This is a genomic window from Pseudarthrobacter sp. HLT1-3 (assembly GCF_059383535.1).
The window spans coordinates 168,285-194,759 of record NZ_JBWZCJ010000007.1; the positions used below are offsets into that span (position 1 = coordinate 168,285).

22 protein-coding genes are annotated in these 26,475 nt (G+C 66.2%); 5 read left to right on the top strand and 17 right to left on the bottom strand.

Annotation, left to right across the window (positions count from 1 at the left end; genetic code table 11):
- Window positions 1–41: 41 nt before the first annotated feature.
- The gene (locus tag AC50X9_RS08605) at window positions 42–1,727 is read right to left on the bottom strand and encodes a peptide ABC transporter substrate-binding protein (protein ID WP_494892431.1); all 1,686 of its coding nucleotides are present in this window, start codon (window positions 1,725–1,727) and stop codon (window positions 42–44) included.
- Window positions 1,728–1,977: 250 nt separating this feature from the next.
- Window positions 1,978–3,807: an ABC transporter ATP-binding protein gene (locus AC50X9_RS08610; protein WP_494892433.1), complete on the bottom strand. Its 1,830-nt coding sequence runs from the start codon at window positions 3,805–3,807 to the stop codon at window positions 1,978–1,980.
- 79 nt (window positions 3,808–3,886) lie between these two features.
- On the opposite strand from AC50X9_RS08610, the gene AC50X9_RS08615 reads away from it, so the two are divergent.
- Window positions 3,887–4,516 (top strand): PH domain-containing protein, encoded by a 630-nt coding sequence (locus AC50X9_RS08615; protein WP_494892435.1) that lies wholly within the window; start codon window positions 3,887–3,889, stop codon window positions 4,514–4,516.
- Between the two features lie 33 nt (window positions 4,517–4,549).
- Here AC50X9_RS08615 and AC50X9_RS08620 read toward each other — a convergent pair whose 3' ends face one another.
- From AC50X9_RS08620 to ychF, 4 genes are all read right to left on the bottom strand, one after another.
- Window positions 4,550–5,647, bottom strand: coding sequence for an ABC transporter permease (locus AC50X9_RS08620; protein ID WP_494892437.1), 1,098 nt, complete (start codon window positions 5,645–5,647; stop codon window positions 4,550–4,552).
- Window positions 5,644–7,185 (bottom strand): ABC transporter permease, encoded by a 1,542-nt coding sequence (locus tag AC50X9_RS08625; RefSeq protein ID WP_494892439.1) that lies wholly within the window; start codon window positions 7,183–7,185, stop codon window positions 5,644–5,646. The genes AC50X9_RS08620 and AC50X9_RS08625 overlap by 4 nt, the downstream gene beginning before the upstream one ends.
- A 181-nt stretch (window positions 7,186–7,366) precedes the next feature.
- Complete coding sequence (locus AC50X9_RS08630; protein ID WP_494892442.1) at window positions 7,367–9,148, bottom strand: ABC transporter family substrate-binding protein; 1,782 nt, start codon at window positions 9,146–9,148, stop codon at window positions 7,367–7,369.
- A gap of 321 nt (window positions 9,149–9,469) precedes the next feature.
- Window positions 9,470–10,555: a redox-regulated ATPase YchF gene (gene ychF / locus AC50X9_RS08635; protein WP_494892446.1), complete on the bottom strand. Its 1,086-nt coding sequence runs from the start codon at window positions 10,553–10,555 to the stop codon at window positions 9,470–9,472.
- 128 nt (window positions 10,556–10,683) lie between these two features.
- On the opposite strand from ychF, the gene AC50X9_RS08640 reads away from it, so the two are divergent.
- Window positions 10,684–11,964: a DNA recombination protein RmuC gene (locus AC50X9_RS08640; RefSeq protein WP_494892450.1), complete on the top strand. Its 1,281-nt coding sequence runs from the start codon at window positions 10,684–10,686 to the stop codon at window positions 11,962–11,964.
- A gap of 50 nt (window positions 11,965–12,014) precedes the next feature.
- Here AC50X9_RS08640 and AC50X9_RS08645 read toward each other — a convergent pair whose 3' ends face one another.
- Window positions 12,015–13,106, bottom strand: coding sequence for a 4-hydroxy-3-methylbut-2-enyl diphosphate reductase (locus AC50X9_RS08645; RefSeq protein WP_494892453.1), 1,092 nt, complete (start codon window positions 13,104–13,106; stop codon window positions 12,015–12,017).
- Window positions 13,107–13,134: 28 nt separating this feature from the next.
- The gene (locus tag AC50X9_RS08650; protein ID WP_494892455.1) at window positions 13,135–13,995 is read right to left on the bottom strand and encodes a hypothetical protein; all 861 of its coding nucleotides are present in this window, start codon (window positions 13,993–13,995) and stop codon (window positions 13,135–13,137) included.
- A 231-nt stretch (window positions 13,996–14,226) separates the two neighbouring features.
- On the opposite strand from AC50X9_RS08650, the gene xseA reads away from it, so the two are divergent.
- Together xseA and AC50X9_RS08660 are read left to right on the top strand one after the other, a co-directional pair.
- Window positions 14,227–15,513 carry an exodeoxyribonuclease VII large subunit gene (xseA, locus tag AC50X9_RS08655; protein WP_494892457.1) on the top strand — a complete coding sequence of 429 codons (1,287 nt, stop codon included), beginning with the start codon at window positions 14,227–14,229 and terminating at the stop codon, window positions 15,511–15,513.
- 73 nt (window positions 15,514–15,586) lie between these two features.
- On the top strand, window positions 15,587–15,826 hold the full coding sequence (locus AC50X9_RS08660; RefSeq protein WP_494892459.1) for an exodeoxyribonuclease VII small subunit: 240 nt from the start codon (window positions 15,587–15,589) through the stop codon (window positions 15,824–15,826).
- 47 nt (window positions 15,827–15,873) lie between these two features.
- Here the strand turns inward: AC50X9_RS08660 and AC50X9_RS08665 are convergent, their stop codons facing one another.
- The 9 genes from AC50X9_RS08665 to AC50X9_RS08705 form a co-directional block, all read right to left on the bottom strand.
- Window positions 15,874–16,728 carry a polyphosphate kinase 2 family protein gene (locus AC50X9_RS08665; RefSeq protein WP_494892461.1) on the bottom strand — a complete coding sequence of 285 codons (855 nt, stop codon included), beginning with the start codon at window positions 16,726–16,728 and terminating at the stop codon, window positions 15,874–15,876.
- A 78-nt stretch (window positions 16,729–16,806) separates the two neighbouring features.
- Complete coding sequence (locus AC50X9_RS08670; RefSeq protein ID WP_494892463.1) at window positions 16,807–18,027, bottom strand: pyridoxal phosphate-dependent aminotransferase; 1,221 nt, start codon at window positions 18,025–18,027, stop codon at window positions 16,807–16,809.
- A 186-nt stretch (window positions 18,028–18,213) separates the two neighbouring features.
- Window positions 18,214–19,176: an ABC transporter substrate-binding protein gene (locus AC50X9_RS08675; RefSeq protein WP_494892465.1), complete on the bottom strand. Its 963-nt coding sequence runs from the start codon at window positions 19,174–19,176 to the stop codon at window positions 18,214–18,216.
- On the bottom strand, window positions 19,173–19,919 hold the full coding sequence (locus AC50X9_RS08680) for an ABC transporter permease (protein WP_494892467.1): 747 nt from the start codon (window positions 19,917–19,919) through the stop codon (window positions 19,173–19,175). The genes AC50X9_RS08675 and AC50X9_RS08680 overlap by 4 nt, the downstream gene beginning before the upstream one ends.
- Window positions 19,916–20,662 carry an ABC transporter permease gene (locus tag AC50X9_RS08685; RefSeq protein WP_494892469.1) on the bottom strand — a complete coding sequence of 249 codons (747 nt, stop codon included), beginning with the start codon at window positions 20,660–20,662 and terminating at the stop codon, window positions 19,916–19,918. Before AC50X9_RS08685 ends, AC50X9_RS08680 begins: the two co-directional genes overlap by 4 nt.
- The gene (locus AC50X9_RS08690) at window positions 20,662–21,756 is read right to left on the bottom strand and encodes an ABC transporter ATP-binding protein (protein WP_494892471.1); all 1,095 of its coding nucleotides are present in this window, start codon (window positions 21,754–21,756) and stop codon (window positions 20,662–20,664) included. Before AC50X9_RS08690 ends, AC50X9_RS08685 begins: the two co-directional genes overlap by 1 nt.
- Window positions 21,757–22,111: 355 nt before the next feature.
- Entirely contained in the window at window positions 22,112–23,194 is a 1,083-nt protein-coding gene (gene rsgA / locus AC50X9_RS08695; protein ID WP_494892496.1) for a ribosome small subunit-dependent GTPase A, read from the bottom strand.
- Between the two features lie 458 nt (window positions 23,195–23,652).
- A complete protein-coding gene (locus tag AC50X9_RS08700; protein ID WP_494892473.1) occupies window positions 23,653–24,105 on the bottom strand; it encodes an NUDIX hydrolase in 453 nt (150 codons plus the stop codon).
- 46 nt (window positions 24,106–24,151) lie between these two features.
- Complete coding sequence (locus AC50X9_RS08705; RefSeq protein WP_494892498.1) at window positions 24,152–25,042, bottom strand: N-acetylglucosamine kinase; 891 nt, start codon at window positions 25,040–25,042, stop codon at window positions 24,152–24,154.
- 85 nt (window positions 25,043–25,127) lie between these two features.
- On the opposite strand from AC50X9_RS08705, the gene AC50X9_RS08710 reads away from it, so the two are divergent.
- Complete coding sequence (locus AC50X9_RS08710) at window positions 25,128–26,231, top strand: nitronate monooxygenase (RefSeq protein ID WP_494892475.1); 1,104 nt, start codon at window positions 25,128–25,130, stop codon at window positions 26,229–26,231.
- Window positions 26,232–26,475 lie beyond the last annotated feature (244 nt).

The window sequence follows — 26,475 nt, forward strand, 5'->3', positions numbered from 1 at the left end:
AAGCTTTAGTGATGTGGAAATGAGTTCCAGGAACTCAGGAACTACTTGGCCGTGATGGCCCAGTACTGCAGAACGCCGTTCCAGCCGGAGTCAACGTTGCTGACATTCTGGCTCCAGACAGCCTGGCGTGCGGAGTACCACAGCGGCAGGTTGGGGAGGTCCTTGAACAGGATCTCCTGTGCCTGGGTGAACTTCTTGTTGGCGTCGTCCGTGGACTTGGCGCCCAGGCCTTCGGTGAGGAGCTTGTCGAACTCGGGGTTCGTGTAGCCCTCGTAGTTGGCGCTGGCGTCGGTCTTCAGCAGCGGGCCGAGGAAGTTGAACAGCGACGGGTAGTCGGCCTGCCAGCCGGCGCGGGTCAGGCCCGGCAGCTCCTTGGCGACGCGCAGCTTCAGGATTTCTGCGAACTTGGCGAAGGGCTGGCCTTCGGCCTTGATTCCCAGGTTGTTCTTGAAGTTGTTGGCGACGGCGTCGATCCATTCCTTGTTGCCACCGTCGGTGTTGTACGCGAGCTGCAGGGTCTTGTCGGCGGGCCACGGGCTGATTGCGTCAGCCTTGGTCCAGAGATCCTTCGCCTTGGCGGCGTCAAACTTCAGGACCTCGGAGCCGGCAACGTTTTCGTTGTAGCCGTCAACAGCCGGGGAGGTGAAGTCCTTGGCCGGGATGCGGGTGCCGGAGAAGATGACCTTGGTGATCTCCTCGCGGTTGATCGCCATCGAGAGGGCCTGGCGGCGCAGCTGGCCTGCTTCGCCCTGGAACTCGGGCAGGTAGCCCGGGATGTTCAGGGTGGAGTTGCCGGCGTACGGCTTGTTCAGGTTGTTCTCCGGGAAGTCCGTGGTGTAGGTCTTCAGCGCGTTGGTCGGCAGGACGTCCGTGACGTCCAGGTTGTTGGCCTGGATGTCCGTGTAGGCCGGGGCCGGGTCGGTGTAGAACTTGAAGGTCACGCCGCCGTTCTTGGCTTCGCGGGGACCTTTGTAGTCAGCGTTCTTGACGAGGGCGATCTGGCTGTCGTGCTGCCAGGCGCCTTCCTTTTCCATCTTGTACGGGCCGTTGCCGATCGGGTTCTCGCCGAACTTCTTCGGGTCCTTGAGTGCGTCGGCGGGCAGCGGCATGAAGGCCGAGTAGCCGAGGCGCAGCGGCCAGTCGGCTTCCGGCTGCGTCAGCTTGACCTCAATGGTGGTGTCGTCCTTCAGGACGAGGCCGGAGAGGGTTTCGGCGGTGGGGGCGGGGACTTCGGTTTCCTTGCCGTCGGCCCCCGCCTGCTTCGTGGTGGCGCTGACTGCGTCGTAGCCTTCCACGGACTCGAAGAAGCTGCTGTTGCCCTGCGCATTGGTGCTAAGCGCGGCAAAGTTCCAGGCGTCAACGAAGCTCTTGGCGGTGACTGCCTCGCCGTTGGTGAACTTGGTGCCCGTCTTGACCTTGATGACGTAGTTCTGGCCGTCCGCGGATTCAATGGACTCGGCCAGGGCGTTGACCGACTTGCCGCTGGGGTCGTAGCTGGTCAGTCCCTCGAAGAGGAGTTCGACAACGCGGCCGCCGTAGACTTCGCCGGTGTTGGCGGGCATCAGGGGGTTCTGGGGTTCGTTGCTGTAAGCGGTGATGACCTTGTTGGGGTCGCCGGCAGCCTGGCTGGCTCCGTTTGAGGTGCCGCCTCCGGCGCCGCATCCGGTCAGGGCGAGAGCGGCGATGGCCACCATGCCCAGTGCTTTGGAAGTGCGCGAAAAACGCATTCCGCCTCCTATGAGTTGTGGGAGTTCGTGAGGGAAAATCTTATGCTTCCCCGCAGGCAGGCACAGAGATATCCCTGTGACGTGGCCTACATACCCGAGTAGCTTAGCCCCACACTGTCCAGATGGTGGAACTCTGTTGCCAAACCGTGACCCGACAAAAGCGTGACTGATTCGTCAAGCGCAATGTATTTTAGGTCACACCTTACCGGCTGGTAATATTCGTGCCCCGGTCCAGCAGGGTTAAGGAGGGTTAACTCTTTTCAGCCTGCATTAGCTGGGCGCGCAATTCACGGCGTTCCCGCTGTTTCTCCGGATCCGGCAGCGGCACCGCGGCCAGCAGCCGCTGGGTGTAGGGCTCCTGCGGATTGCGCAGAATCTGGTCCCGGGTGCCCTGCTCGACGATCCGGCCGCGCTGCATCACGCAGATCCGGTCTGCCAGCACGTCCACGACGGCAAGGTCATGGGTGACGAAGAGGCAGGCAAACCCGAGCTCCTTCTGCAGGTTCTGGAACAGGTCGAGCACCTTGGCCTGCACGGAGACATCCAGGGCCGAGGTGGGTTCGTCGGCGACCATCAGCTTCGGCTTGAGCGAAAGTGCCCGCGCGATGCCAACCCGCTGCTTTTGGCCGCCGGAGAGCTCGTGCGGGTAACGGTTGCGGTAGTTCCGCGGGAGCTCCACCTGGTCCAGCAGCGCCTCGATCCGCTTCTGCAGTTCGACACCTTTCGCCACCCCGGAGAGGTACATCGGCTCGCCGATGCTCTCGCCGATCGGAAGCCTTGGGTTCAGCGACGACGACGGGTCCTGGAACACCATGCCAACGTGGCGGCGCATCTCGTGCAGCTGCCGTCCGTTCCGCTTGGCGGCGGAAATGTCCTGGCCGACGACTTTCATGGTGCCGGCCGCAACCGGCAACAGCCCGACGGCGGCGCGGCCGATGGTCGTCTTGCCGGAACCGGACTCCCCCACCAGCCCGACAACCTGGCCCGGATAGATCACGAGGTTGGCGCCTTCAACGGCCCGGAACGCCGGAACACGGCCCTGTTTGGGGTATTCGATGGCCACGTCCGTTAGCTCCAGCACCGGCTCACCCTGCGGCCTGGCGGCCTCCGCGGCAGCCAGGGCCGCAGCGTTTTCCCGCTCGCGCCGAAGCAGCTGCGACTCCGGGATCGTGCTGAGTTCGACGTGGGTGGCGGCGGCGAGGGCTGCGGTGACATCCACTTCCGCGGCGGTGTCCGTGCCGCCCTGGCCGAGGTGCGGAACGGCTGCGAGCAGGGCCTTGGTGTACTCGTGCTGTGGGTTGTGGAAGATCTCCGCCGCCGTGCCGGTTTCCACGATCACGCCGCGGCGCATCACGGCGATCCGGTCTGCCAGGTCGGCCACGACGCCCATGTCATGGGTGATCAGGACGATGGCGCTGTCCAGCTTGTTGCGCAGGTTGCGCATGAGGTCCAGAATTTCCGCCTGGACCGTCACGTCGAGGGCGGTTGTGGGCTCGTCGGCGATCAGCAGTTTGGGATCGCAGGAAAGGGACTGGGCGATCATGGCGCGCTGCCGCTGGCCGCCGGAGAGCTGGTGCGGGTAGGAGCGGAAGGCCTTCTCCGGATCCGGCAGCTCCACAAGCTCGAGCATCCGCAGGGCGCGCAGCCGCGCCTCGGCGGGTGAGACCTCGCTGTGCAGCCGGACAGTCTCCACGATCTGGGCGCCCACCGTGTACACCGGGTTCAGGGCGGTCATCGGCTCCTGGAAGATGACAGCCACCTCCTTGCCGCGGACGGCCCGGATGTTGGCCTCATCCGCGCCCAGCAGCTCCCTGCCGGCGAGTTTGACACTCCCGCTCACGCGGCTGTTGCTCGGCAGCAGACCCAGCAGGGCCATTGAGCTGGCACTCTTGCCCGAGCCCGACTCCCCCACGATGGCGAGCACTTCGCCGGCCCGCACCTCATAGTTCAGCCCGATCGCGGCCGGAACCCATTTCTTGTCCACACCAAAGTCGACGCTCAGACCGCGGACTTCCAGGACAGGTTCGCTCTTGCCCGGAGCCGGGATAATAGCCGGATCGAGGGTGATGAAGTCAGTCATGAGGGGGTCTTCCTTCCACCCGGGCCGCCGGTCCACCGGGGATTAGTGCTGCGGCTCGGAATACTGAATTATTGGGGGCATGAGCTCTGCGCCGCACGCCGGTCACGTCGAAATCTTTAAAGCCCGCACGAACACCTGGTTCGCATGGCTGTCTTGGTCGGTCGCTGCCCTCGGAATCGCCGTTACGATGATCGTGGCCGGACCGGGGGCGCTGACCGGAACGGCGCCGCTGCTGCTGGTCGCGTTCCTGGGCTGGCAGCTGTTCTGGTTGCCGGCCGTCATCGTGCATGACGGCGGGATCACCCTGGAGAATCCGTTCCGGTCGATCCTGGTGCCCTGGGAAGCCCTGGTCCACGTCGACACGCGTTTTGCCCTCACCCTGGTCACGGCCCACAAAAGCTACGCGGCCTGGGCAGCGCCGGCGCCCGGCATCTGGGGCGGGCGCAATGCCCACCCGGAGGACCTCCGGGGCCTGCCGGCAACCACCTACGGTCCCGGCCAGTCTGTCCGTCCCGGGGATCTCAAGACCACGGACTCCGGCCAGGCGGCCCGCCTGGTGCGGACGCGCTGGCAGGAGCTGGTGGAGAGCGGCGCACTGGCGGCCGGCGATGCCGCCACCACGAAGGTCACGGTGCGCTACCGCTGGGCGGCGTCCGCCGCCGTCGTACTGTTGACGGCGGCCAGCTACTGGGCTATCGCGGCCCTGTAGCTTGGCCGTGCCGGCACTGCGGGGGGCAGCCATCTAGTCGCCCTTGGTTCCGTCGAACGCGGTAACCGGGGTCGCTTCGACGGGGTGCTTTCCGGTGTCTTTGGCCTTCTTGGCGTTGAATTTCTTCTGCCGCGGATCGAAGGCGTCCCGCAGGCCGTCGCCGATGAAGTTGATGCTCAGGCAGATCAGCACAATAAACAGGCCGGGGAACCAGAACAGCCACGGCCGGGTGGCAAAGGCCTCCTGGTTCTGCGAAATCAGCAGCCCGAGCGAGGTATCCGGGGCTTTGACCCCGACGCCGAGGTAGCTCAGGGCCGTCTCGGTGAGGATCGCGGCGGACATCGTCAGCGTGACATTGACGATCAACACGCCGACGGCGTTGGGCAGGATGTGTTTGAAGATGATGCGGGCATTGCTGGCCCCGGAAATCCGCGCCGCATCGACGAATTCGCGTTCGCGCAACGAGAGGAACTCCCCGCGCATCAGCCGCGCGAGTCCGACCCAGGTGATCAGGCCGAGGAAGATGCCCAGCGCCAGGATGCCGTTGTTGCTGGCGAAGGAGGCGAACCAGCTGCCGGAGTCCCGCCGGCCGGCCATCTGTGCCATCACCGCGGCGAGCAGCAGCCCGGGAATGATGATGATGACGTCGGTGAGGCGCATCAGCACCGCTTCCGTCCAGCCGCGGAAGTAGCCGGACAGTGCACCGACCACGACGCCGACCAGGCCGGCAATAAGGCCGATCACGACCATAACGGTGATGGATTGCTGGGCGCCGCGCATCGTCATGGCGAATAGGTCCCGGCCGATCCGGTCCTGGCCGAACGGGTGCTCGCCCCAGGCCAGTGGCCACAGCGAGGCGGTGGGCACCCCATCGTTGACCAGGGGCGTGACCTGGTCGTGGCTGTATTTCCACCAGCCGGGGATGCCCCAGTAGCCGACGGAGGTGAAGGCGGTGAGGAAGATGATGGCGAAGACGACAAGCCCGATGATGGCGCCGGAGTGGCCCAGGAACCGTTTCCGTACGATTTGGCCCTGGCTCAGGCCTTTGGCTTCGAGGATCGGCTCGATGCCGGCCGCCGGCAGCCCGGCGTCCTCGGCCATGATTTCGTCCTGCTGACTTGGCTGGCTCATGCTTTTACCCTTACGCGTGGATCAAGTGCGGAGTACGCGAGGTCCGCAATGAGGTTGAAGCCCATGGCTGTGATGGCCACACAGATGAAGACGCCCATCACCGGGTTGGGATCGATGTGCTGGATGCCGTCCAGGAACAGGAAGCCCATCCCCCGGACCGAAAAGACCGTTTCGGTGATGACGGCGCCGCCGATCAGCCCGCCGATGTCGAAGGCCACAATGGTGGCGATCGGGATCAGCGCGTTGCGGAAGGCGTGGCGCATCACGACGGTCCGCTCCGACAGGCCCTTGGCGCGGGCGGTCCGGATGTAGTCCATGTTCATGATTTCCAGCATTGAGGCCCGGGTGAACCGGGTGTAGCCGGCCAGCGAAATCAGGATCAGCGCCATGGTCGGCAGGATCAGATGCGTGAAGGAATCCAGGCTCAGGATCCAGAAATCGCCCTCGATGTTCGGCGTGCCGGCGCCGATGGTGGCAATGGGACGGCCCCGGACCCGGCTGTTGTTGAAGTACGTCGGCCACGCCTGCATGTAACGGTCCAGCAGGATCAGGAAGCCGACCAGGAACGAGGTGAGCGCGGCGGCCCGCATGGACTGCCCGCGGTCGTAGCCGCCCATCAGGTAGCCGATGCCCAGGCCGACGAGCACAGCGGCCACCGCGAGGAGCACGATCATCAGGAAAGTCGCCTCATTGAGCAGCGGCTGGATGACGAAGTAGACCACCAGACCGACGCCGACTGCGATCAGCGCCGACTGCAGCGCCTTGCGGTTTTTGAGTCCGGCCGACAGCAGGGTCACGGCGAACGCAATGCCGACGCCGGCGATCACAATGACGACCGGCCCAAGTCCGGGGGTCTTGAACCACTCCGTGGCAGAAAAATACACGAGCACAGCGGAGACGAACAGAAAAACGACGCCGCCGACGAGCACCCTGCGCTTCAGCTCGCCACCGAGTGCCACTGCTGTCAGCACGCCGACGACAGCACCGATGAGCAGGGCTACCGGCATCGGCACCTCAGGATTTCGAAGGAAGTTGTTGAACCCGATGGCGCCGAACTCCTTCAGCAGGACCGCGACCCAGAAGATCGGGAGGGAGAAGAACAGGAAGGCCATAAAGGTCACGCCGTAGTCCAGCGTGCTGTACTGGCGCAGGGCCGTGATGATGCCAAGCGTGATTCCGATCAGGATCGCCAGCACGGTGGCGCCCGTGACGAGGGTCAGGGTTTGGACCAGCGCGTGCCCCAGGGCATCGGTGATGGGCTGGCCGGCGATGTTCTTGCCCAGGTCGCAGGAGCCGGCGAACGGGATAAGACACTTGGCCGCGCCGCCGAGCCACTGGAAGTACCGGAGCGGGGCGGGGGTGTCCAGTTGCAGCAGCTCGGTGCGTGCGTCCATCAGCTGCTGTTTGTTGGGGGCGCTGCTGGCACGGAATTCCTCGAGGGGATCGCCTGACGCCGCTGTCAGGAGATACACCAGGAAGGATGCGCCAAGGAGTATGAGGGCGGCGGTAATAAGCCGCCGGACTATGTAGGTCACCATGGGAATAGAACCTCGGTATTCGGGCCCAGGGGTTGCCCGGACCGGTCGCAGAGTTTGGCCGTTTCCCCGCGGATGGTGTGGCAGGGCCCGCCATCATGAGGGGGTGTCGCTAGAAAGGCGCCGGAACCAGAATGCCCGGTCCCGACGCCTTTAGCTAGCAAGTGTCACTTGCGGTCGTCGGCTACTTCTGTGCCCACTCCCAGAAGTTCCACCAGACACCGGTCTGGTTCGGCATGTACTTCACGCCGGTAATGCGGTCGCTGTAAGCGTCCACGCCGACTGCCTGGAACAGCGGAAGGCCGTAGGCGGAAGCCCAGATCTTCTTGTCGATCTGCTTGATCAGGGCGTCCTGCTTGCCCTTGTCGGTGGTGACAATCAGTTCATCCATGAGCTTGTCGGCTTCCGGATCGCTGAACTGGTTGAAGTTGGAGTCGTTGCCGGTCTTGAAGATCTGCGGAACACCGGAAACGCCAACACCCGAGTTGATCCAGCCGAAGATGGTGGCATCGTAGCTGCCGTCGCCCAGGGCCTTGCCCCAGTCAGACTTGCCCAGTCCGCCGTCGACGATCTTGAAGCCAGCCTTGGCGGCGGACTCGCTGATCAGTGCGAACATGTCGGCACGGTTGGGGTTGTCCTTGTTGTACATGATGCGGACTTCAGGCGTGGCACCGTTGAGGAGCTTCTTGGCGCCCTCGATGTCGACATCCGCGTAGGCCGAGGATCCGTTGTCCTTGACGGACTCGGTGTACAGGGCCTGGTCCGGCACGAACAGCTGAGAGTCCAGCGGTGCAGCCTTCGGGTCGAGCTTCTTGACGATCTTGTCGACGATGTCCTTGCGCGGGACGCTCTTCATGAACGCTTCGCGGACGCTCTGCTCAGCAAAGACGCCGCTGTAGTTGAGGTCGATGTGGTCGTAGGAAAGCTGGTTTCCGATCTCGACCGTGACGCCCTGGCTTTCCAGGGCCTTGAGCTGCTCCACCGTGTCAGCCGAAGCCTGCGGTGCGATGATGTCGGCTTCGCCGTTCTTGAGCGCCTGTACCTGGGCCGGCGCGGAACCGATGTAGCGGACGGTGATTTCGTCCAGCTTGGCTTCCGGCCCCCAGTTGTAGTCCTTGTTCTTGACCATGGTCAGGGACTGGTCCTGGTTGACGCCCTTGACGATGTAGGGACCGTTGGAGAGGTAGAGGCTCGGGTCCGCCGGCAGGGTCTTGGAGTCGAAGCCGGTGTTCCACAGCTCGGCCATGGCCTGGAGCTGCGTGTTGGCCGGCTGGGGGGCTGCCGCGTCGCCGCGCTTCATGCCCTTCAGCAGATCAACGAAAGCCTTGGCATCCGTCAGGCCGGCCTTTTTGGCGAGCACGTGGGCCGGGATGTCGATGCCGGGGCCGCCGAGCGCGATTTCCCAGTCGGAGAACGGCTTGGAGTACTTGACCGTCATGGACTTGCCGTCGTCGCTGAGCTCCGGGAAGTCAGACAGCGCAATACCGGTGGGATCACCGGCGTAGGAGAAGTAGGAGGTTCCGGTCTTTGCCTCTGCGTCGGCATCGTTGTAGTACCCGGAGAAGGCGGCCCACTGCAGCAGAAGGTCAGCAGTGGTAACGGGAGTTCCGTCCGACCATTTCACGCCGTCATTGATGGTGTACTTCACCGTGAGCGGATCGTCGGAGGTCTTCTCCATCTTGCCGAACTTCTCGTTCCGCACGACATTGAGCTTGTTGTCGATGTAGAAGAACCCCGAGTGGGTGGCGTAGCTGACCTTCGAGTTGATGTCAGTGTTGCCGTCAGCTGTGTTGGGGTTGAACGTGTTGAAGGCGTTCACCTCCACGACAGTTGCCGATCCGCCTGTCTTGCTTGCTGCCGCAGCAGTGGTCGGGGATGTCCCGCCGCCGTTGCCTGCGCAGGCGCTGAGGGCGAGGGCAGCTGCTGCTGCCACGCCCACTGCTTTGGAAATACGACCGAAGCGCATTCCGCCTCCTTGTTTCTGTGGTGTGGTTGAGACCGAGGCCGTAGGCACCGGGCAGACGTCCACACTCCCCCATCGGCAGTGTGGGCCGTCTCACATGGGATGAAGCGTAAACCCAAATCCGGCGATCGGCACGCAAAGTTGACCGACTGTAAAGTTCGTTACCGAGCTGCAACATTAGCCGAATCGTCAACGCGCGAATTCCGCCACGATTATTGACGCGGCGCATGCTCGGCGCTAATCTCCGCGGGTACAGAAAAGCCCCGATTCGAAAATCGGGGCTCCTCGAGTTAATCCTTAATTACTTGATGAATAATCATTCCGTCACACGTTGAACCGGAACTCCACCACGTCGCCGTCGGCCATGACATATTCCTTGCCCTCGATCCGGACCTTGCCGCGGGACTTCGCCTCCGCCATGGAACCGGCCTCGATGAGATCGTCGAAGGAGACGACTTCGGCCTTGATGAAGCCGCGCTGGAAATCGGAGTGGATCACTCCGGCCGCCTGCGGGGCCGTGTCGCCCTGGTGGATGGTCCAGGCCCGGGTTTCCTTGGGGCCAGCGGTCAGGTAGGTCTGCAGCCCGAGGGTGTGGAAGCCGACGCGGGCCAGCTGGTCGAGGCCGGATTCGTCCTGGCCGTTCATTTCGAGCATTTCGCGGGCTTCTTCCTCGTCCAGCTCAACGAGGTCGGATTCGAGCTTCGCGTCCAGGAAGATGGCGTCCGCCGGGGCCACCATGGCGCGCAGTTCCGCCTGCTTCTCCGGGCTGCCCAAAATGCCTTCGTCCGCGTTGAAGACATAGATGACCGGCTTGGCGGTCAGGAGGCTGAGCTCCCTGAGGTGCTCCATCTCCAGCTTGGCGCTCTTGACCGAGGAGAAGATGGTGTCGCCACGTTCCAGCACTGCCTGGGCCGCCTTGATGGCCGTGAGCTCGGCGGCGTCCCGCTTTTTGATCTTGACTTCTTTTTCGATCCGGGGGATGGCATTTTCGATGGTCTGCAGGTCAGCCAGGATCAGCTCGGTGTTGATGATCTCCATGTCCGAGCGGGGGTCCACTTTGCCGTCGACGTGGATGACGTCGGGGTCATCGAACACGCGCACCACCTGGACGATGGCCTCGGCCTCGCGGATGTTGGCGAGGAATTTGTTGCCCAGGCCTTCGCCCTCCGAGGCACCCTTGACGATGCCGGCGATGTCTACGAAGGACACCGGAGCGGGCAGCAGGCGCTGGGATCCGAAGACGGCGGCAAGCTTGGCGAGACGCGGGTCCGGCAGGTTGACGACGCCCACGTTCGGCTCGATCGTTGCGAACGGATAGTTCGCAGCGAGCACCTGGTTGCGGGTCAGTGCGTTGAAAAGAGTTGATTTGCCGACGTTGGGCAGTCCGACGATGCCAATAGTAAGAGCCACGAGTACTAATTCTACCTGCTCTGCCCGTTCTCCCCCACGCTCCCCCCACGCCGGCCCGGCCGGCGTCCGGTTGGATGCCTGCAGGGCGTCGGCCGGAAACTGTCGCAGGGGCATGCCAGAGTGAAGCCATGGACGCTTTCGCACTGATTCTTTCCCTCCTCATGCTGCTTGTCGGCGCAGTCGCCGGCGCAGCCGTGGTCTATCTTCTGGTCCGCCGGCGAACGCTCGCGGTGGAGCAGGACTTCGACGCCGTCTCCGGCCGGCTGTCCGAGGTCAGCGCCCAGTTCGCCGCGGCCGACGCCGAGCGGCGGCTGCTGGCTGTCCAAAACCGGGAACTCGGCGAGTCCCGGAACCAGGACGGCAGCGTCCTGCGGGCCTTGGCGCCGGTGGCGGAGAAGCTCACGGCAGTCCAACAGCAGGTGTCGCTGCTGGAGCGCGACCGGCTGGAGCAGTACGGACAGTTGGCCCAGCAGCTGCAGGAGGCCCGGCTGTCCGACGAACAGCTGCTGCGCTCAACGCATGCGCTGGAGTCCGCGCTGCGGTCCAACAGTGCCCGTGGCCAGTGGGGCGAAGTCCAGTTGCGACGAGTGGTCGAGGCGGCTGGCATGTTGCGCCACGTCGATTTCCACGAACAGGTGCACAGTGCGCAGCAGCAGGGTGCCGCGACCGATTCGAGCCTCCGGCCCGATCTGGTCGTGCAGCTTCCCGGCCAGAAGCAGCTGGTGGTTGACGCCAAGGTGCCGCTCGCCTCCTACCTGGCGGCCCAGGAGCTCGGGGCGTCCGCCGGCGGGCAACTGCACACACAGGGACAGGGCGGCCAGCAGACCCACCTGCTGGCGCATGCCAAGGCCCTGAAATCCCACGTGGACGCGCTGAGCAACAAGAAGTATTGGGACATACCGGGCAACTCCCCGGAACTCGTGGTCTGCTTCCTGCCGGCCGAGTCGATTCTGGCGGCCGCCCTGTCGGCCGACCCGGCGCTGCTGGACTACGCGCTGTCCCGGAACGTGGTGCTGGCGTCCCCGTCCACCCTGCTCGCGGTCCTGAAGTCCGTCGCCTTCACCTGGCGCCAGGACGTCCTGACCGACAGCGCGCGTGAGCTCTTCGAGCTGGCCCACCAGCTCTATGAGCGGATGGGAACCCTCGGGGAGAATGTCAGCAAACTGGGCGCCTCGCTCAAAACGTCGGTGGACCGCTACAACTCCATGGTCGGCACGCTGGAGGCCCGCGTCCTGCCGACCGCCCGGAAGCTCAATTCACTGGACGCGACCGGGCTGACCACGCCCGCGGCCGTGGAGGTGACGCCGCGTTCGGTTGCTGCCCCGGAACTCCAGCCCGGGCACGCGCCCGGGATCGGGTCCTCACCCGGGATCGGGTCCGCCGAAACGGACCAGGAGTCCGCGGCTTAGGAAGCTGTCCCGCGAAGGAGCCCTAGGAGGTCCCGGGACGTCCGGAAGGTCTAGGAGGTCTGGGCCGGGCGTGTGCCGCGTCCCCCGAGGGCACGGGTGACGTCGCCCGCCTGCTTTAGCGTGGCGCGAAGCTCCTTGGGCAACGAGAAGAGCAGGTCCTCCTCGGCCGTGACGACTTCCTCGACCGATCCATAGCCGTAGTCCGCGAGCAGCCGCAGGACATCCTTGACCAGGACTTCGGGAACCGAGGCACCCGAGGTCACGCCGACGGTGGCGACTCCCTCGAACCAGGATTCGTCCACTTCATTCGCGAAATCCACGCGGTAGGAGGCCTTGGCACCGTACTCCAGCGCCACCTCCACGAGCCGGACCGAGTTCGAGGAGTTGGCTGATCCGACCACAATCACCAGGTCTGCCTGCGGCGAGATCTTCTTGATCGCCACCTGGCGGTTGGTGGTCGCGTAGCAGATGTCGTCGCTGGGCGGATCCTGCAGGGTCGGGAACCGTTCCTTAAGCAGCCGGACGGTCTCCATTGTTTCGTCGACGCTGAGGGTGGTCTGGGACAGCCAGATGACCTTCTCCGGGTCCCGGACCGTGACCTTGTCGACCTCATGGGGGCCGTTGATGATCTGGATGTGCTCAGGGGCCTCGCCGGCGGTTCCTTCGACCTCTTCGTGGCCGTCGTGGCCAATGAGCAGGATGTCGAAGTCGTCCTTAGCGAAGCGGACCGCCTCCTTGTGCACCTTGGTCACGAGCGGGCAGGTGGCGTCGATGGTCCGCAGCCCCCGGTCCTCGGCGGACTGCACGACGGCGGGTGAGACGCCGTGCGCGGAGAAAATCACCAGGGCCCCCTCGGGGACCTCGTCGGTCTCGTCCACGAAGATTGCGCCCTTTTCCTCCAGGGAGCTGACCACATGCACGTTGTGGACGATCTGTTTGCGGACGTACACCGGCGGACCGTAGTGCTCCAGGGCCTTTTCCACCGCGATGACTGCGCGGTCGACGCCGGCGCAGTAGCCGCGCGGGGCTGCGAGCAGGACCCTCTTCGTGCCGGAGACGGTTGCCGCCGCCAGCACTTCTTCCGGCGAACGCCGCCGGCGGGGAACGGTGGGCATCGGAATGGAAACAGCGGTGGAGGTCATGCCCCAATGCTACCGGTGTTGGGCGGCGCTACCGTGGCCCGGCCGCGGGCCCGCGTCGGCGCCCGCCGACGAGGCGCAGCACGAGTCCGACCGCCAGCAGGAGGCCGCCAACCATAACGGCCACCAGGGTCCACTGCCCGAAACTGGCGCTGGCGGCCGAGACGAACTCGCTCTTGAAGATCTCCGCCACCTCGTTGCCGCTGCTGGTTCGCGCCACGGCACCCCCGACGGCGTCTGCGGCCAGCGTCCAGACGCCGGCCAGCACAAGGGCACCGAGTCCGATGCCGGCCACGACCGTCCAGCGCCGCCGGGCGGAAACGAAGGCAAGTGCGAAGGCGATGAGCGCGCCGGCGGCTGCTGCGTAGCCCATCGGCGCGAAGGCGGCCACCCGGTCCAGGACCTGCCGGTGCTCGGGCGCTCCGATGGTGATCAGCAGCTGGTCGGGGGCTTCCAGCGGCAGGGTGGTGGCATCCGCCACTTGTTTCGCCACCAGGGCGACGAGCGGCGCAAGGTCCAGGGTCAGCGAGGTGGGGCCGCCGACCTCGGCCGGCAGCGTCCCGGCGTCGGAAAAATTCAGCCGGTGGCTTTTGCGCAGGGTGTCGGTCCAGGCATCGGGGTATCCGGGCATGGTCGTGAGGGACCGGGCCGCGCTGTCCAGGATCGGCGTGACCAGCCCTCTCAGCGCTTCGGGGATCCGCTCGGCGCCGAGGCTGCCCACAGCTGCTGCCGCCAGCCGCTGTTGAAACACGGGGTCCTTGCCCAGCGGAGCGGTGAATCCCACGAAGCCGTCCTCCTGGACAATGTTCCGTTCCACCCACATGGCCGGAACGGCGACGGCCGCCAGGACGAGCCCGATGAGTACCGCTGCAGCCGAGATAAAAGTGCGCACGAAATTCCTCGCTGGTTGGTGGGTAGTTCCATCCTATGGGGGTGGCCCCGGAACGATAAAGTCGGCCCCCGGTGATAGAGCTATGGATAGAGTTGAAACCGACAAGTTCGGGTTGTCCGCCGGTCGTAACTCCAGACGAGCCATCGCTGGGGGCGAACCTGCTGACAGCCCCCGGCCCCGGCAAAGGACATAACCACATGCACAAGGCAATCTCCGCCCGGAGGCACCGGCATGTCTGAGGGTACCGCCGCTGCCAGCACGGTTCCCGGCACGGCGGCGGAAACCAGCCCGGATAACCCCTGGCCGCTGCAGCTGTTGTCCCAGAAACTGAAGATGCACATCGACCGTGCACCGTCCGCGTGGGTCGAGGGCCAGGTCATCGAACTGAACCGGCGCGGAACCAACGCCTACCTGACGCTGCGGGACATCGACGCCGAGATCTCTCTCCCCGCCTCCGTCTGGACGAAGGTGCTCGACCGGCAGGAAATCCCGCTGGAACGCGGATCCCGCGTCGTGGCCCTGATCAAGGCCGAATTCTGGCTTAAGACCGGCCGGCTGAACATGTCCGTGAAGGACATCCGGCCGGTGGGACTCGGGGATCTGCTCGCCAGGATTGAGCGGCTGCGCCACGCCCTGGCCGCGGAAGGCCTGTTCTCCGACGCCCGCAAGAAGCGACTGCCCCTGCTCCCCCACCGGATCGGCCTGATCACCGGCCGCGACTCAGACGCCAAAAAGGATGTGCTGCGCAACGCCGCCCTGCGCTGGCCCGCCGTCGAATTCGAAATCCGTGAGGTGGCCGTCCAGGGCAACACCGCCGTCGCGCAGGTGATCGCAGCGCTTCGGGAGCTGGATGCGCACCCTGTTGTGGACGTGATCGTGATCGCCCGCGGCGGCGGGGCCCTGGAGGATCTGCTGCCGTTCAGCAGCGAGGAACTCATCCGGGCGGTGTCCGCCGCGTCCACTCCGGTGGTAAGTGCGATCGGCCACGAGGCCGATCGGCCGATCCTTGACGACGTCGCGGACCTGCGTGCCTCCACGCCGACCGATGCGGCGAAGCGGATCGTTCCGGACGTTGTGGAGGAGCTCACGCGGGTGCGCCAGGCCCGGGACCAGCTCCGGCGGGGTGTCACCCGGCTGGTGGAACGTGAAACGGACCGCATGGCCTCGCTGCGCTCCCGCCCGGTACTGGCCTCCCCGGACGTCATGGTCAGCATCCGGCACGAGGAGGTCGAACGCCTCAAGGGCCGTTCGCAGGCAGCCGTCACCACTGCCGTCGCCAGGGCCGCCGATCAGCTGGTGCATCTCAAGGCCCAGGTGCGGGCACTCTCGCCGCAAAAGACCCTGGACCGCGGGTACGCCGTGGTGCAAATCGCGGACGGCGGCGCGGTTCCCGGCACCCACCGGGACGTTGTGCGGCACCCGGACCAGGCACCGGCAGGCACGGCCTTGACCGTCCGCGTGGCCGGTGGCCGGTTCACCGCGGAGTCGACCGGCGGCCAGGAAACCACCGAAGACTGATAGGCCGTCCCATCCGAACAGTCCATCCCACCCAAACCATCGTCCTTCGGGACACAGCAAGGAGCAGCACGCCATGACAGCAGAAACCAAGCCCAACACCGACATCGAGGGCCTGAACTACGAGGAAGCCCGCGAGCAACTCGTTGGCATCGTCAGCAGGCTCGAAGCCGGCGGGGCGAGCCTGGAGGAGTCCCTGGCGCTGTGGGAACGCGGCGAGGCCCTGGCCAAGCGCTGCGAACAGTGGCTCGAAGGTGCCCGCAAACGCCTGGCCGCGGCCCGTGACCAGTCTCCCCAGGCTTCCCAGGCCGGCTAGGCCGACCAATCAACGGGGCCACCCAGTCCGGCTGACCGGCGAGGCGGTCAGGACCGCTCGACCAGGTCCCGTTCCATCGCGACGTCAAGGTCCGGGACCGGCCACTCCAGCTTCAGACCTTCCAGCGCGTCGAGCAGCAGCTGCTGGACCGCGATCCGGGCGTACCACTTCTTGTTGGCCGGGACCACGTGCCACGGGGCCACCTCGGTGCCCGTCTTCTCGAAGGCCTTCTGGTAAGCGTCCATATAGTCGCTCCAGAACGCGCGTTCCTTCAGGTCGTTGCTGCTGTACTTCCAGAGCTTCGCCGGATCATCCAGCCGCGCGAGCAGCCGCTCCTTTTGCTCGTCCTGGCTGATGTGGAGCATGACCTTGACGATAGTGGTGCCGGCGGCTGTCTGCCTCGCCTCGAATTCGTTGATCGCGGTGTAGCGGCGCTCCAGTTCCTTTGGATCTGCCCAGCGGTGGACGCGGTGGATCAGGACATCCTCGTAATGCGAGCGATCAAAGACCCCCACCATGCCGGCAGCCGGCACTTCCTTCTCGATCCGCCAGAGGAAGTCGTAGGACTTCTCTTCCGGCGTTGGCGCCTTGAACGACTTCATCGTCACGCCTTGCGGGTTCATGGCGCCCATAACGTGCGTCACGATCCCGCCCTTGCCGGCAGTATCCATGGCCTGCAGGACCAGCAGGACGCGCCTGGTCCCACCGAAGCGCGATTCGGCGAAAAGCTGCTCCTGGAGCTCGGCGAGGGTGTCATCCAGGGCGTCGAGGAGCACCTCGCCGTCGTTCTTGTCCCCCGGGTAGCCCGGGGTGGAGTCCGGGTCCGTGTCCTTCAGCTTGAAGCCCTTACCCACCTTCAGGGTGTCGGAGGGGCGCTCCTTGAATCCCACTATGTCTGACATCCCTTGCCTCTTTCCGGTTCGGGCAGCCTCCGGTCGGATCGCCGGGACAACCGCCCGCGCCGCGCTGCTGAGCTCAGGCTAGTTCCCTTTGTACCGGCTCAGGAAGTCCGCCATGCGGTTGATTGCCTCTTCGAGGTCCTTCACGAGCGGCAAGGTGACCATCCGGAAGTGGTCCGGGCGGACCCAGTTGAAGGCCCGGCCGTGCGAGACCAGGATCTTCTGCTCGCGCAGCAGGTCCAGGACGAACTTCTCGTCGTCGCGGATGTGGAATACCTCTGGATCGAGTTTCGGGAAGAGGTACATGGCGCCACGGGCCTGCTGCGTGCTGACCCCGGGGATGGCATTGAGCATGTCATAGGCCTTGTTGCGCTGCTCGAGCAGCCGGCCGCCCGGCAGGATCAGGTCGTTGATGCTCTGGTAGCCGCCGAGCGCCGTCTGGATGGCGTGCTGGGCCGGCACGTTGGCGCAGAGGCGCATGTTCGCAAGCAGGCTGATGCCCTCGAGGTAGTCCGCGGCGTCCTTTTTCGGCCCGGAAATGGCCATCCACCCGGCCCGGTAGCCGCACACGCGGTAGGCCTTGGACAGGCCGCTGAACGTCAGGCAAAGGACGTCGTCGCCCGTGAGGCTGGCCATGTTCACGTGGACCGCGTCCTCATAGAGGATTTTCTCGTAGATCTCGTCGGCGAAGAGGACCAGTCCGTGCTTCTCGGCCAGCGCGACGATCTTCTTGAGGGTGTCCTCCGGGTAGACGGCGCCGGTGGGGTTGTTCGGGTTGATCACCACGATGCCCTTGGTGCGCGGGGTGATCTTGGCCTCCAGGTCCTCCAGGTCCGGCTGCCAGCCGGACTCCTCGTCACAGAGGTAGTGCACGGGCCGTCCGCTGGCCAGGGCGACCGAGGCGGTCCAGAGCGGGTAGTCCGGGGTGGGGATCAGGACCTCGTCGCCGTCGTTGAGCAGCGCCATCAGGGACATCGTGATGAGCTCACTGACGCCGTTGCCCAGGTAGATGTCATCGACATGGATGTTCTGGATGCCGCGGGTCTGGTAGTACTGCGAGACGGCCGTCCGGGCGGAGAAGATGCCGCGGGAATCGCTGTAGCCCTGGGCATGCGGCAGGTGGCGGATCATGTCCACCAGGATCGCGTCCGGGGCTTCAAATCCGAACGGGGCCGGGTTCCCGATGTTCAGTTTGAGGATGCGGTGACCCTCTGCCTCCATCTGCTGGGCGGCCTGAAGAATCGGTCCACGGATGTCGTAAAGGACATTATGAAGCTTGGTGGACTGCTTGAATTCTGCCATCCATCAAATATGCCATATGGAGGATGTACTTCCGCTGAGATCTGACTCACAGGGGTGTGCGGCCGTCACAGGCCGGTACCGGCAACCGGCACGGGCACCAAACGCGCGACGGCGGCTGCCGCGCTCCCCCACGAAGCGGAGGAGCTGGCAGCCGCCGTCGGGCGTCAGACTGTGCGGGAGTGTCTCTTACTTGACCAGGCCCTTGTCCTTGAGCCAGGCAGCCGCGGCGTCCTTGGGGTTCTGCTTCTGGCTGCCGCTGACCGCCCGGTTGAGGTTGATCAGGTCCTCCGTGGTGAGGACCTTGGACACGGCGTTCAGGGTCTCCTTCGCCTTGTCGGTCATCTTGGCTTTGTTGTAAAGCGGGAGGACCTGCTGGGCGATGAAGTTGTTCTTCGGATCCTCGAGCACGACGAGGTCGTTGTCCGCGATGGACGGGGTGGTGGTGTAGATATCGGCCACCTGGACCTGGTCGGAGAGCAGGGCCTTGAGCGTCACGGCACCGCCGCCATCGCTGAACGGCTCCAGCTTCTTGGGCACGCAGTTGTAGTTCTTCGCCAGGCCCGGGAGCCCGTAGGCGCGTTCAGCGAAGGTCGCCGGGGCCCCCACTACGATTTCGCTGCAGACCTTGGCGAGGTCCTCGATCGACTTCAACTGGTACTTCTCCGCGGTGGCTTTCGTGACGACCATCGCGTCCTTGTCCTCAGCCGTGGAGGCTTCCAGCACGGCGAGTCCTTCCGGCAGTTTGCCGGGCAGTGCCTTGTAAATGTCCTCGGCCGAGACCTCGGTTGCGTCCTTGCTGACGTGCAGCAGCAGGTTTCCGCTGTAGTCGGGGATGACGTCCACGGATCCGTCCTGGACGGCCTTGAAGTAGACCTCGCGCGAGCCGATGTTCGGCTTGGTGCTCGCCGTGACGCCGGCGCCGTTCAGGGCTCCGGCGTACACCTCGGCGATGATCTGGCTCTCCGGGAAATCGGCGGAACCGATCACGAGGGCCGAGCCCGCACCGGACGTGGCTCCGCCCGTCGCCGGTGCTGTGGAGAGCGGATCGGACGAGCCTCCGCAGGCGGACAGTGCCATGGCCAGGCCGACGCCGGCGGCCAGGCCGCCGAATGCGCGCCTGCCGAGTGCTCGTTGGCGGGTTTCCTTCATGACGTACCTCCTTGAACAGCAGTCCCCGCGGTTACAGGGTCTGTGAGATCAACCGCAGCCTGCTGGCTCCGGTTTGGCTTGGTAGAGGCGCCCTGGGACAGGAACAGCCTCTGGATAAGGGCCAGGACGAGGTCGACGGCGATCGCCAGGCCGGCGATCAGCAGGGACCCGCCCAGCATCTGGGGGAAGTCGGAGAGCACGAGCCCGTCAAACAGGTACCTGCCGAGGCCGCCGAGGTTGATGTACGCCACGACCGAGACGGTGGCGATGGCCTGGAGTACACCGGTCCGGAAGCCGCCGAACATAACGGGCAGGGCATTGGGGAATTCCGCGCGGAACAGCACCTGCAGCTCCGTCATGCCCATGGCCCGGGCGGCGTCGACGACGTTCCGGTCCACGCTGGCGATGCCGGCGTAGGTGCCGGCGAGCAGCGGGGGGACCGTCAGGATCACGAGGGCCCAGATCGGCGGCATCAGCCCGATCCCGGCGAGGAGCACGAAAAGGGTGAGCAGGCCCAGGGTGGGCAGGGCGCGGAGGGCGCCGGCGACGGCCACCGCGGCGACCCGCCCGCGGCCGGTATGCCCCACGTACAGGCCGATCGGGACGGCGATGGCGGTGGCGATCAGCATGACCAGGCCGGTGTACATCAGGTGCTCGGCCAGCCGTTCCGGGATTCCGGCGCTGCCGGACCAGTGCTCCGGATTGCCGAGCCAGTCGAAGGTGTCGGTGACGACGTTGCTCATGAGGCACCGTCCGCAGTCCGGGCATCGGATAGCCGCAGTGCCGCGGTGCCGGTCGTGACGCGGCCGTCGTCGGAAGCGCTGCCGGTCGCGCTGCCGGAGCCGGTGGCTGCCGCGGCGCGGGTCCACGGCGTCAGCAGCCGCTCGAGCAGGACCAGGACGCCGTCCATCAGCAGGGCGAGGACGAGGATGGCGATGATGCCCACCACCACTTCGGTGACGAAATCACGCTGCAGGCCCGAGGTGAAGAGCATCCCAAGGTTGCCGATGCCGAGCAGGGCCGCGACACTGACCAGCGAGATGTTGCTGACCGAGACCACGCGGAGTCCGGCGAACAGGACCGGCAGGGACAGGGGCAGGTCGATCTGCAGGAAGCGGGCGAACGGCTTGAACCCCATCGCGACGGCGGCCTGCCGGAGGTCCTCATCCACCGAGTCGAAGGCATCCAGGGTGGCACGCACCAGCAGGGCGACGGCGTAGATCGTCAGCGCCACAACAACGTTGAGCGGATCCAGGATCCGGGTGCCCAGAACGGTCGGCAGGATGATGAAGAGTGCCAGCGACGGGATCGTATAGAGCAGCGAGGAAACCGTCAGCACCACGGACCGAAGCCCGCGGTTCTGCCGGGCAACCTGGGCCAGCGGAACGGCAATCAGCACACCGAAGATCATCGGCAGGATGGCCAGGACCAGATGCTGGCCGGCGAGGCTGAAGACCTGTGCGCTGTTGGCCAGGAACCAGTCCATCAGCGTGCGCCCTGCCGCGTGCGGCGGTCCGACTCGATCACGGCAAGGACTTCCTCGGCGGTGATGACGCCGGCCACCCGGCCGTCGGTGTCGACGGCGACGCCAAGGCCGGAGGGCGACGAGAGTGCGGCGTCGAGGGCGCGGCGGAGTGTGTCGCCCTTCCGGAAAAGGGATCCGCCGGGAATCGTCGTGGAGCCTTTGCCCGGACCCGACCAGCCCAGGGGGTGCAGGTCGTCGTCGACCACCAGCTGCCATTCGGCCGAGGCGTTCCCGTCATGCTCGAGTCCAGCGGGGGTGATCGTCCGGGCCGGGTGCACGGTGACGCCGTCGGACGGGCTGAAGCCAAGGTGCCGGAAGCCGCGGTCCCGGCCCACGAAGGCCGCCACGAAGTCGCTGGCGGGGGCGCGCAGGATTTCCTCGGGGGTGGCGTACTGCGCCAGTCTGCCGCCGAGGCCGAACACGGCCACCCTGTCCCCCAGTACGGTGGCCTCGTCAATGTCGTGGGTGACGAAGACGATGGTCTTGGCCAGGTCCCGCTGGAGCCGGAGGAGTTCTTGCTGCAGTTCGTCGCGGACCACGGGGTCCACGGCGCTGAAGGGTTCGTCCATCAGCAGCACGGGCGGGTCGGCGGCGAGCGCCCGGGCCACGCCGACCCGTTGCTGCTGCCCGCCGGAGAGTTGTGAGGGGTACCGTTTGCCCAGCGCGGAAGCCAGCCCGACGACGTCGAGCAGCTCCTGCGCACGCTTGCGCGCCTCGGCCTTTGGCACGCCGTTGAGCCGCGGCACGGTGGCGATGTTGTCCAGCACGGAACGGTGCGGCATCAGCCCGGAAGACTGCATCACGTAGCCCATGGACCGGCGCAGCTTTGCGGCCGGCACCGCGGTGACATCCTCACCGGCAACGGTGATCGTTCCGGAGGTCGGCTCGACCATGCGGTTGATCATCCTCAGCGACGTGGTCTTGCCGCAGCCCGAGGGTCCGACGAAGACCGTGATGGCGCCCTTGTCGATGGACATGGTCAGGTCATCCACGGCAGCCTGCCCGCCCTGGTACTGCTTGGTGACGCTCTGGAACTCGATCATGGCTTCAGCCATTTCCGGGCTTACCTAACTGTTGGCGGCAACATCGGACGGTCCAGCCAACTGATCATAGACACGCTGATTTTTGGCTGTAAAGACGGTAGAACACAGCCTAGCCAGCGCGGCTGACAAAGTCAGGGACCTGAACACCGGCACCGGGCTGACTTAGTCATTCGTAGCGCAGACGATTTCGGATGGGTGCCGGGCCGGAAATACTTTCCAGCAGCACCCATCCACCGCCATCGGGGGTGCCACACCTGCAACGCGGGGTCACTTCGCGCCCATTCCATCGGGCGGAATGGGCCGTGAGTGACCCCGCGTTGCCTCCTGGCCTCCGTTCCCGGTCAGCGGGTCCGTCGGGCGCCCCCGGTCACCTTGTCCGCCCGCGGCCCTTGTCGCGACCCTTTGCGCTCTGCCTGTCAGCCTTCTCATGTCTGTCCCTTTCTGCCGCGCGTTGGCTCTTGCCGGCGGCCGAGATCGTCTGGTGCCATTCACGTGCGTAGGCGCGGCTGGCGGCGGCGTCGTGCCGCCGGGCCAGGGCAGCGAGCTCACGCTGGAGTTTCAGGTAGCTTGCCCAGCGCCGGTCATCGAGGGATCCGTCCAGGAGTGCGGCCTGCACGGCGCACCCGGGTTCGCTGCCGTGCGCGCAGTCCGAAAACCGGCACTGCCCAAATAGCTCCTCGAGGTCGCCGAACATCTCCGCCATTCCGCCGTCGGCGTCGAACAGCCCGAAGCCGCGCACCCCGGGGGTGTCCATCAGCACGGCACCGCCCGGCAGCGGCACGAGCTCCCGTGAGGTGGTGGTGTGCTTGCCCTTGCCGTCACCGGCCCGGACGGCCCCCGTTTCCTGGACCTCGACGCCGGCGAGGGCATTGATGAGGGTGGATTTGCCGGCCCCGGAGGGACCCAGCAGCACGAGCGTCCCGCCGGGCGGCAGGTGGCGGAGCAGTTCATCGAGGCCGTCGCCATGTTCGGCGGAGGTGGTGACCACCGCGACGCCGGCGGCCTGGCGGATCACCGTGCCGACGACGTCGTCCGCCAGGTCGGCAAGGTCCGCCTTGGTGATGATGACGAGCGGGGTGGCTCCCGAGTCCCAGGCCGCGACGAGGGTGCGTTCGAGCCGGTTGTGGGTCAGCGGCCGGTCCACGGGCACCACGACGCCGACGATGTCCATGTTGGCGCCGAGCACCTGCGCCTCCGAAGAGGCTTCAAAGGCGCGTTTGCGGCTCAGTTCCGAGTGCCGCGCCAAGATCCCTGTGATGGCGGGCTCCCCCGCGGCATTGGATCCCAGCCAGACCCAGTCCCCGGTCGCGGGCAGCTCCCCGGTAGCGGGGTAGGGCAGATGGAGGGTCGAGTCGTGCGTGGCAATCAGGACGAGGTTGCGGTCCACGCGGATGACCCGGCCCGCGCCGGTGCCGCCCGGGACGGGATGGGCCGCGAAGCGTTCGGCCACGGCGGCGGTGAAACCAAAGCCCGCCGGACCCTCCGGACCGTTGGTGTTCGTGGCGGTGGTGGTGGTGGTGTGCGGTGCGCCGGGCGTGCCCGGACGTGCAGAATTTTGTGCAGGAATACGTGCAAAAGTAGAAGTCAACGAAAACCCTTTGATGGGGCCCCGGGCGCGTGCCGCTCTGCCGGTGAATTTGGAAGCTGGAGAGGCTAGTGGGTGCAGGTGTCCGGGGCAGGAATAATGACATGGCTGTTGGTGGTGCGCTTGGCGCACAGGAATTCCGCAGTCATCGTCTCCACCTCCCCGTTCTCGCTTGCTTCTTGCTTGCCGGACCGGCTGCTGTCCCCGTCGTTGCAGGGTTCCGGTCGGCCGGGACGTCCCGGCGGCTTCTTTAGAATAGACCCGCCCTGCGGGCCCTGGCTAGCGAACGCAGCAGGAAAGTTATACGTCCGGAAGGTCCTCGGTCAGGACAGTTTGCCGTCCAGCGGCCGCTCGCGGTAGAGCCGCAGCGCCGCGTCGACCAGAGAGACCTTGTTCAGCCCTGCGACGTCGCCCAGCGGGATCCAGGCCGCGTGCGTCGTGCTGCCGTTCACCTCATGCCGCAGCGCCCCGCCGGTAATGGTCGCTTCGTAGACAAGCCGTAAGGACTGGAAATCGCGTTCGCCGCCGTCGATCCGGATTTCCGCGGGCCAGTGCCCGACGTCGATTCCCAGCATGGCGCCGACCTCCGCGTGGTACCCGGTTTCCTCGTGGATCTCCCGGCGGCAGCCGTCCACGGGATGCTCGCCCAGGTCCAGGCCGCCACCCGGCAGGGTCCACCCTTCCTTGCTGCCCTGCTTCCAGTACGCCAGCAGGATGGCGCCGTCGCGGATGATGACCGCGTAGGCAGCGGGGCGGGTGTCGAAGTTCAGGGTCATCCTTCCAGCGTAGTAGTCCGCCGGCGTCGTCGTCCGCCGGGCCGGGTCAGCCCTGCTCGGCCACGAGTTGGAGCACCCCAAAGACCGGGTCCCGGTCCAGGACACGGACGTCGGTGATCCCCGCGGCGGCCAGGGTCGAGCGGAAGGCGTCCTGCAGGCGCGGAACGTTCATGCCCAGGCCGCCACCCAGGATCACCGGGCCCTCGATGCCGAGCTGCCTGACCGTCTGGAGTGCCAGGGCCGCCAGGTCCCTTCCCGCCTGGTCCACGAGTTCCCGGCTGGCGGCGTGGCCGGCCTCGGCGGCTCCGACCACGAGCCGCGCCCGCTCGGCCCAGTAACGGCGTCCGGTGTCCGGTGAATGGAAGAGAGCGATCAACTTGTTGGGGTCATCCACGCCGCAGGAGGCCAGCAGCGCGGCGGTCAGTTCATCCGGCTCCAGCCCCTGGTTCATCCGGCGCAGGCCGTGGCGGACTGCCTCGCGGCCCAGCCAGTACCCGCTGCCTTCATCGCCCAGCAGGTATCCCCAGCCGCCGGCGCGGGCTTCCTCACCGCGGCTGTTCCTGCCCCAGGCGGCCGAGCCCGTTCCGCCGATGACGGCGACTCCGGTGCTCGCGCCGCCGGCCGCCAGCAGGAGCCTTGAATCATGGACCACGGTGATCCGGGCTCCCGACACGAGCGGGGCGATCAGCGCGGTAAGTGCCGCGGCGTCGTCGTCGGTGTCGATGCCGCCGGCCCCCGCGTAGACCTTGGCGACCGTTCCGCCGCCAATCAGGGCAAAGAGCTCCGCGAGATGTCGGGCCGCTACCTCGCGACTGACGTTCTGCACATTCGAACTGCCCACCGATTCATCGGCCACGGCCCGGCCGTTCTCGAAGCGGACTCCACGGGTCTTGGTCCCGCCGATGTCGAGGCCGATCACGGCGCCGGCCGCGGTCATGGATGAAGGGTCGGGGTTCGCCGCCGGCGGGATGTCAGAATGGGTCACCAGAACAGACTACTGAATCGTCCCCCAGGAGTGACCCATGCCGCACGCCCTCTTCGGCTCCCCCATCATTGCGGCCCCGATGGCCGGCGGGACCACCACACCGGCCTTCGTGACGGCTGTGCATCAGGCCGGGGGCCTGGGTTTCCTCGCCGCGGGCTATAAGACCGTGGAGGCCATGCAAGCAGAGATCGGCACAGCCCGGAATTCCGGCGCACGGTTCGGCCTGAATCTCTTCGTCCCCGACCCGGCCCAGCTGCCACCGTCCGCGGAGGTGCAGGCACAGCTTGAGGAGTACCGCGGCCGGCTGGCACCGGATGCCCTGCGGTACGGCGTTCAGGTCCCGCCGCTGCGGCTCGACGACGACGACCACTGGCAGGGAAAGGTCGATGCGCTGCTGGCAGACCCGGTGGAACTGGTCAGCTTCACATTTGGGCTGCCCGGTGCCGAAGTCGTTCGCGCGCTCCGGCGGTCAGGTTCCGCGGTGCTGGCCACGGTCACCACGGTGGCCGAGGCGCTTGAGGCCGCCGAGCAGGGCGTGGATGCGCTGGTGGTGCAGCATGCGAGCGCCGGGGGCCACAGCGCGGCTTTCCCGCCGCGGACCGGGGGCCCCGGGGCCTCGCCGGACGCCTCGCCGAATGCCGGGCTCGGCGGGCGCAGTGACGGGCACCGTGGCGGGTTCGGGGGCAGCGAGCCGGGCACGACGGCGGAGCTGGTCGCCCAGGTGCGGTCCGCCGTCGGGCTCCCGCTGGTTGGCGCCGGCGGGGTGATGGACCGGTCGGGGCTGGAGGACGTGCTGGCCGCGGGGGCACAGGCCGCCCAGCTGGGCACCGCGTTCCTCCGGACGGATGAGAGCGGAGCCCGGCAGCTGCACAAGGACGCTCTGGCCAGCCCGCGTTTCACGGGGACCGTACTGACGAGGGCGTTCACCGGACGACCGGCCCGGGCGCTGGTCAATGAGTTTGTCCGGGACCACCCCGACGCACCGGATTCCTACCCTGCCGTGCACCACCTCACAGCTCCACTGCGCGCCGCTGCGGCTGCCGCCGGCGATGCCGAGCGGCTGAACCTTTGGGCCGGGACGGGCTGGCAGCGTGCGCGGACCGGTACCGTGGCGGAGGTCATGGCCGAGCTGCTGGGCTGACAGCCAGCCAGGCCCGCTTCCCGCCCCTTCCCACCGCGCCCTGCCCCGACCCGCGCCAGGTCCGCGCCAGGTCCCGGCCAACCCGCCCCGGCCACCCCACCCCGGCACCGAGTTCGCCGGAGCAGTGCGGAATCGCCGTAAACTTCCCTGTGTGTCAGGCTCTTGTGTGACAGGTTTGCTGTCGCCCGCGGCCTGGCGTGCGGGGCGGGGAAAGGTCCGTGATGGATTTTGTTATTCCTTCCCG

Coding starts and splice junctions, on each gene's coding strand:
- AC50X9_RS08685 (WP_494892469.1), bottom strand. CDS start 20,662: ATGGACTGGTTCCTGGCCAACAGCGCACAGGTCTTCAGCCTCGCCGGC.
- AC50X9_RS08665 (WP_494892461.1), bottom strand. CDS start 16,728: ATGTCAGACATAGTGGGATTCAAGGAGCGCCCCTCCGACACCCTGAAG.
- AC50X9_RS08680 (WP_494892467.1), bottom strand. CDS start 19,919: ATGAGCAACGTCGTCACCGACACCTTCGACTGGCTCGGCAATCCGGAG.
- AC50X9_RS08645 (WP_494892453.1), bottom strand. CDS start 13,106: ATGACCTCCACCGCTGTTTCCATTCCGATGCCCACCGTTCCCCGCCGG.
- AC50X9_RS08670 (WP_494892463.1), bottom strand. CDS start 18,027: ATGGCAGAATTCAAGCAGTCCACCAAGCTTCATAATGTCCTTTACGAC.
- AC50X9_RS08620 (WP_494892437.1), bottom strand. CDS start 5,647: ATGAGCCAGCCAAGTCAGCAGGACGAAATCATGGCCGAGGACGCCGGG.
- AC50X9_RS08705 (WP_494892498.1), bottom strand. CDS start 25,042: ATGACCGCGGCCGGCGCCGTGATCGGCCTCGACATCGGCGGGACCAAG.
- AC50X9_RS08615 (WP_494892435.1), top strand. CDS start 3,887: ATGAGCTCTGCGCCGCACGCCGGTCACGTCGAAATCTTTAAAGCCCGC.
- AC50X9_RS08630 (WP_494892442.1), bottom strand. CDS start 9,148: ATGCGCTTCGGTCGTATTTCCAAAGCAGTGGGCGTGGCAGCAGCAGCT.
- AC50X9_RS08610 (WP_494892433.1), bottom strand. CDS start 3,807: ATGACTGACTTCATCACCCTCGATCCGGCTATTATCCCGGCTCCGGGC.
- AC50X9_RS08690 (WP_494892471.1), bottom strand. CDS start 21,756: ATGGCTGAAGCCATGATCGAGTTCCAGAGCGTCACCAAGCAGTACCAG.
- AC50X9_RS08640 (WP_494892450.1), top strand. CDS start 10,684: ATGGACGCTTTCGCACTGATTCTTTCCCTCCTCATGCTGCTTGTCGGC.
- AC50X9_RS08625 (WP_494892439.1), bottom strand. CDS start 7,185: ATGGTGACCTACATAGTCCGGCGGCTTATTACCGCCGCCCTCATACTC.
- AC50X9_RS08660 (WP_494892459.1), top strand. CDS start 15,587: ATGACAGCAGAAACCAAGCCCAACACCGACATCGAGGGCCTGAACTAC.
- AC50X9_RS08700 (WP_494892473.1), bottom strand. CDS start 24,105: ATGACCCTGAACTTCGACACCCGCCCCGCTGCCTACGCGGTCATCATC.
- AC50X9_RS08710 (WP_494892475.1), top strand. CDS start 25,128: ATGCCGCACGCCCTCTTCGGCTCCCCCATCATTGCGGCCCCGATGGCC.
- AC50X9_RS08675 (WP_494892465.1), bottom strand. CDS start 19,176: ATGAAGGAAACCCGCCAACGAGCACTCGGCAGGCGCGCATTCGGCGGC.
- AC50X9_RS08605 (WP_494892431.1), bottom strand. CDS start 1,727: ATGCGTTTTTCGCGCACTTCCAAAGCACTGGGCATGGTGGCCATCGCC.
- xseA (WP_494892457.1), top strand. CDS start 14,227: ATGTCTGAGGGTACCGCCGCTGCCAGCACGGTTCCCGGCACGGCGGCG.